At 34.1% G+C, this 6447-nt stretch carries 5 protein-coding genes and 1 CRISPR repeat array; all 5 genes read left to right on the forward strand.

Features of this window, described 5'->3' with window-relative positions:
• Positions 1-2 precede the first annotated feature (2 nt).
• Genes C511_RS0115235 through cas2 form a run of 5 tightly spaced genes read left to right on the forward strand, consistent with a single transcriptional unit; the run spans position 3 to position 4238 of the window.
• The gene (locus C511_RS0115235) at positions 3-1343 is read left to right on the forward strand and encodes a hypothetical protein (RefSeq protein WP_027318369.1); all 1341 of its coding nucleotides are present in this window, start codon (positions 3-5) and stop codon (positions 1341-1343) included.
• Between the two features lie 10 nt (positions 1344-1353).
• Positions 1354-2430: a hypothetical protein gene (locus C511_RS0115240; RefSeq protein ID WP_024997197.1), complete on the forward strand. Its 1077-nt coding sequence runs from the start codon at positions 1354-1356 to the stop codon at positions 2428-2430.
• A 15-nt stretch (positions 2431-2445) separates the two neighbouring features.
• Positions 2446-2958, forward strand: a complete 513-nt coding sequence (cas4, locus tag C511_RS0115245; protein ID WP_024997196.1) for a CRISPR-associated protein Cas4 — start codon at positions 2446-2448, stop codon at positions 2956-2958.
• Positions 2955-3971, forward strand: coding sequence for a type I-B CRISPR-associated endonuclease Cas1b (cas1b, locus tag C511_RS0115250; protein WP_024997195.1), 1017 nt, complete (start codon positions 2955-2957; stop codon positions 3969-3971). The genes cas4 and cas1b overlap by 4 nt, the downstream gene beginning before the upstream one ends.
• 3 nt (positions 3972-3974) lie before the next feature.
• Positions 3975-4238 (forward strand): CRISPR-associated endonuclease Cas2, encoded by a 264-nt coding sequence (gene cas2, locus C511_RS0115255; protein WP_024997194.1) that lies wholly within the window; start codon positions 3975-3977, stop codon positions 4236-4238.
• Between the two features lie 213 nt (positions 4239-4451).
• Positions 4452-6170: direct repeats of the CRISPR family, unit length 29 nt; unit sequence CTTTTAATTGTACCTTATGGAATTGAAAC.
• Positions 6171-6447: the final 277 nt, after the last annotated feature.

The following is a 6447-nucleotide window of genomic DNA, read 5'->3' on the forward strand; positions in this document are numbered from 1 at the left end:
TTATGTATGCAACAACTATTGGACGCACATTCTTAAACGCTTATAATTATAAGTTCAAAAAAAATCATACGGCACGATCTTTTTTTAAAGAGGTGTTTGTGCCGTTATTTTTTGATCATCATAAATATATGATGACTGCCGGTAATTCTCCGTTAGAAAATAGTTTTGGAAAGATTCCTAAACGTTCAAAATGGGATGATATGGTTAATGGAAGAAAGCCTTTCGAAACTCCGGAGCGTAGACAAGAAAGAATCCAAAAAATGATTCATAAAATAGAGACAGAACAAGCAGATGCTAGTATTGCTCGCGGATATGGAGTTGTAAGTGAAACTGCTGCTACTTCAGGACAAATGACTAATATAGTTCTTCCAGATAATAAAGAAGATATTTACTTATCATGGATTGGTGACGGATTAGGTATTGAATTTGACAATAAATTAACCATTCTTTTTAATCATGAGCAAATCCTATTGGATATATTTGAAGGTTGGTCTTATTATCGACAATATTTGGAAAAATATCCTTTGCTAAAAGGTAACGAGATAAATAAATGGAATGGACGTTGGATCTCTCATCGTTATGATTTGGCATACGGCGGTGATGATCCACTGGCAGGTTTTAATCCTTTGAAATCCGATATTAATGGATTGTTCAAACTAGAACCAGTTCCTTGGGCGAATGTAATTATCGGAATTGCTCAGAAAAATTCGATTGAAAATATTGTGGGGTACCTATATTATATCGACAAATCAAATACAACTATTGGATTTATCCCTTTTAAACTCCAGGACATCATGCGTCCAAACCAGTTGTATGCCAAAATATTTGGTGCTGCAGAATGGAGTCAGAATCGGAGACAGATAGAAAAGTTATATGGAACTGGTATTGGGCTAAAGGCAGCATGCCAAGCTGGCTGTATAGGAATACCAGCTATGGAGCCTAAAGGGCTTAAAGATTTTCTTCCAAAAGAGAAAAGAACAAAACAGATTTCACGTAAAGTTGATGAAGAACAAAAAATAATATTTAGTACTTACTTAATTTGGATATTAGCTATGTTGAACAATGAAAAGCTATGGGATATGTCCCGTGAATTCGCAGAATTGCTTTTGAAATATGAAGCAGGTGCCGCAAAGGCAAGGAGAGATAGAACAAATAATGTTAATCAGTTGTTTGAATCTGCTTCTACCAAACAATTCCTTCTGAATCTCATACCTATAATTGAAGATGAAGAAGAGAAATCCGGATATGAAAATATAGGAAAAGTGCTAAACATGATGCCCAAAGACAATTTTCCTTATTTCAACACACTTATTAGATTTCAATATGCATTACTAAATAAATAATATAATTACTATGAAACCGTACATTTATTTAAGAGGTTTACGTCATGTAGACTTATCAGTATTTTGTGTAGAGAGTGGTCAAAAAAACTATTGGGATCCTATATTCAATGTTAGGGTACCTTTCTCTAGTGGCCAACAAGTGAAAAGAAGTATCTTAGAAGCTATTAATGATGAACTACATGTAGATCCTTCTCCCATAACATTTGCTTGGGAAGGTGTAAGTTTAAAAGAAAAAGAAGTCACCTCACTTTGCGACCCTCAATATTATGATCAACTATTTGGAGGCTGGATGAATACTAACGGAACCGAAGAAGAAAAAACGAAAAAAGCCGAAAAGGGGCGCACACTTAAACGACGAAGCCCTTTATCTATTTCTGCAATGCGTCCGTTGCATCCACTGTTAGGCCAAATATTTCAAGAAAAAATTAGTTTTGACAGGAGAGATAGACCCGAAATTCATAAAGTTGTCGTAAGAGATACATCCGGTAATGCTATGTCTGAAGAGGCAATAGAAGAACTATTAGCCGGAACTAATAGAAGTTTATATCACAAATGGATCCAGAAAGATAGCACACGAGCTACCGGATTATTTGTTTATGATGTAGCGATTGATTTACGAACACTATTTGCAGTTTCAGTAAATCAAATGGAGCCAGAATTGAAAAAGGAAAAGATTGATGAACTAAGAGAAAAAGGATGGGTTAGTTCTCGAAATGTATTTGGAGAGTGTTTAATTATGCCTAAAGAAAATCGAGAAATAGCAATTCCAGCTATTGCAAAAGCTTTAATTAATTGGAGAATCTCCAGTAATCAATCAAGAACGTTCAGCCTGATGGAAACATTAGCTATTGCAATTAGTGATAATGCAAATACTTTGGCAGGAGCAATACGCACAAAACTAGTTGATGACTCCGAAAAAGCAAAAGCGAAACCCATGGTCGACGAAACAGCTGGGGCCGAACTATTTGTAACTTTACCATGTTCCGGATATATGGTGACTGAAACGGAATCTGCTGATGCATTACAAAGAGCAGAAGAACGCTTGATAGACCTGCTATTTGCTTTTGATTATGAAAATCAAAAATAACATTTTTAATTAAAAATGAATATAACTGGCACTCATTTAAATTATTATCAGGTATGCAAACGTAAACTTTGGCTGTTCGCTAACCAGATAAATATGGAGCACACATCTGATCTTGTATATGAAGGAAAACTTATTCATGAAGAATCCTATCCACAACGTTCTTCTAAGTATGAAGAAGTAGAACTAAATGGAATTAAAGTTGATTTCTACGATCCGAGAAACAAGGTTATTCATGAGATAAAGAAATCAAATAAGGTGGAAAGAGCTCATGAGTTGCAGTTAAAATATTATTTATGTGTGTTTGAACGAAATGGTATCGTGGGGGTAACTGGTATACTAGAGTATCCTATTCTTAGGAAAAGGGATACTGTAGTATTATCAGAAGTCGATAGAGAAACGATAAAAACGATAGAGGAAGAGATAGTACAAATAGTTGAGAATGAGAACTGCCCTCCCCTAGCTAAAAAAAACATTTGTAGAAATTGTAGTTATTATGAGTTTTGTTACAGTACGGAGGAAGAAATATGAAAAAAAGCTACTATTTGTTTAATCCAGGATCATTAGAAAGACGTGATAATACATTGAAATTTACGCCTATATCTGATACAGAAACAGAATACCCTGTTTTGGGTAGTCCACGTTATCTGCCAGTAGAGGATATAAATGAATTCTATGTTTTTGGTTCGTTAACAGGTAATAGTGCATTGTTTAACTTCCTTGGTCAAAAAGATATAGCTGTGCATTTCTTTGATTACTATGAAAATTATACAGGATCTTTTATGCCTCGTGATGGTTTATTATCAGGTAGAATGCTATTAGCGCAAACAGCTGCCTATCAAGAAAAAAAGAGGCGATTAGATATTGCCCAAAAATTTATTGATGGGGCCGTTTTTAATATGTTAAAGAACCTGCAATACTATAATCGACGCGGAAAGGATATGGAAGATTTTATGGAAATTATGAAATTACTGGCTCTAAAGATTCCTCAATCCAAAACGGTACAAGAGTTGATGGGTTTAGAAGGTATGATTCGTCAAACCTATTATGATGCATTTAATTTAATCTTAAATGATTTTGAAATGGGAAACCGGACCAAACAGCCTCCTCGTAATGAAGTAAATGCATTGATTTCTTTTGGCAATATGATTTGCTATACGCTTTGTTTACGTGCAATAAATCAAACACAGATTAATCCTACAATTAGTTTCTTACATACTCCTGGTGAAAGAAGATATTCTTTAGCTTTGGACATAGCTGAAATATTCAAACCCATCATTGTTGATCGAACAATATTCAAAGTTCTTAACAAAAAAGAGATTCAAGAAAAACATTTTGATAAAAAGATGAATAAATGTTTGCTAAACACGGAAGGGAAGAAAATATTTGTAAAATCATTGGAAGACAGATTACAAGAAACAATCCAACACCGCAGTTTAAAACGTAATGTTAGCTATCGGCATTTAATAAAGCTAGAGTGTTATAAACTTACAAAGCATTTATTAAAAATAGAAGAATATAAACCTTTTAAAATGTATTGGTAGCTTATGTATGTTGTTTTAGTTTACGACTTTGGGGAGAAGCGAGTTGCCAAAATGTTGAAACTTTGTAGGAAGTATCTGAATTGGATTCAAAACTCTGTTTTTGAGGGAGAGATATCTGAGGTTCGTTTGCATGAATTGCTTATATCTGCGAAAAAGATAATGAAAGAAGAGAGCGATAGTATTATTATTTTTAAAGGCAGAGATATCAGATGGACTGAGAAGCAGATAGTTGGTAGAGAGCGCAGTAATATTGATATTTTTTTATAGTAAGTTGTCGATGTTGATTTTATCTACTTGTGATTCTTGCTAAATTGAAGATTATAGCTCTTTGACTTATTGATTATCTACATTATATGGGTTATGTCGATCGCCAGAGATTTTTATATTACTGACAATCGACATTTTTTAGAACGTTTTTTTCTATCTTTGGACTTCATAAATGCTTTATTATTACGGAATTTCCCGTTTAGCATTTTGAGGCTTTTAATTGTACCTTATGGAATTGAAACAAAGCTAAGCAAGCAAATGCTGGACTTGAAAAATCTTTTAATTGTACCTTATGGAATTGAAACTCAATCATTTCATACGTACCATATTCTATTCTTTCCTTTTAATTGTACCTTATGGAATTGAAACTACGCAATTGACGCGTTAAGCTATACCGAAGCTGAACTTTTAATTGTACCTTATGGAATTGAAACTTAAAGCGGCTAGAAGTGCCGTTTTGAAACGATTGCACTTTTAATTGTACCTTATGGAATTGAAACAAAAAAACGGTTTGATTGATAGTATCGGTTCGCGCGACTTTTAATTGTACCTTATGGAATTGAAACTAATTAAAGTTTAGGTTAAATAAAACAATTACTCTTCCTTTTAATTGTACCTTATGGAATTGAAACTGGCATAACCTGATAAGAGTCTACATTGACATAGCTTTTAATTGTACCTTATGGAATTGAAACGCAGGAGCTTTTTAAACGCACTGAGGGCTATGCCGACTTTTAATTGTACCTTATGGAATTGAAACGCCCACAACGCTGCTCTGGAGAAAATGCCCCGCTATACTTTTAATTGTACCTTATGGAATTGAAACTGTAAATGCGCGTACCTGAAACTAATTTTACTTTATCCTTTTAATTGTACCTTATGGAATTGAAACCTTCTTTTTGCGGCAGTCATAGTACGCTTCTAACATCTTTTAATTGTACCTTATGGAATTGAAACTCAACTGGATAATGTGCGCTCGCCTACCTTGCCCTTCTTTTAATTGTACCTTATGGAATTGAAACTCCACAAATGGTTTCAGGAAGTTTTTCCTACAACCCTTTTAATTGTACCTTATGGAATTGAAACCAATAGCTTAGTGGGTGACTCCGTGGGAGCTACCACAACTTTTAATTGTACCTTATGGAATTGAAACATTCTTTTTGCGAAGCAATAAGTTCGTCCAATAACTTTTAATTGTACCTTATGGAATTGAAACCAATGTCAGTCGATAAGTTTTTTCGCCAACCTCTTCCACTTTTAATTGTACCTTATGGAATTGAAACGCGAATATGGCATCTTCACACTTATTGTACGACGACCTTTTAATTGTACCTTATGGAATTGAAACATTCTTTCTTGCCTAAACAGTTAGGAAATACAGCCTCTTTTAATTGTACCTTATGGAATTGAAACTATGGAAATGGTCTATCCACACTGTAAAATTCATAACTTTTAATTGTACCTTATGGAATTGAAACCTGAATAACCCCGAATAGTAATCGAATTGCTTCTTGCTTTTAATTGTACCTTATGGAATTGAAACATTGAAAAAAAACTCAAAGTTCTATGTATTTAGGACTTTTAATTGTACCTTATGGAATTGAAACTGCTATTGAAAGCAAAGCGGTAAGATGTTTTTTTTACTTTTAATTGTACCTTATGGAATTGAAACAAATGCATCTCTATATAGAGGATTTACCTCGTCTGACTTTTAATTGTACCTTATGGAATTGAAACTATTATCCAGGTTCTCACAGGTTAATGCATCATCAACTTTTAATTGTACCTTATGGAATTGAAACTGTGTGCAGACAAGGCCTTCATACCGGTAACGAGACTTTTAATTGTACCTTATGGAATTGAAACATACTTATAACGGCTGCAATAAGTCTGTTAGAGTATACTTTTAATTGTACCTTATGGAATTGTATATAATAACTTAAAAGTATACCACCCTAATAATTAAAAAGTATACCACTGTCAGTCCGTAGAAGACCGAGCAGTGCGCCCTGATTATTTGAGGCGTAGCCGAGAATATTCAGGGCGCACTGCTCATATTTTTCAGAGCATACTATTTATTTGTTTAACTTGCATCAATTATATATTGATGCAAAAAATGATAACAATGACTGACAGAAATGAAATAATTTCGATGTACGATAAGACCGGCTCGATAAGGGCAACGGCACGTAATCTTGGGCTTAATCGC

It is taken from the genome of Bacteroides graminisolvens DSM 19988 = JCM 15093 (assembly GCF_000428125.1).
Lineage (GTDB): Bacteria > Bacteroidota > Bacteroidia > Bacteroidales > Bacteroidaceae > Bacteroides > Bacteroides graminisolvens.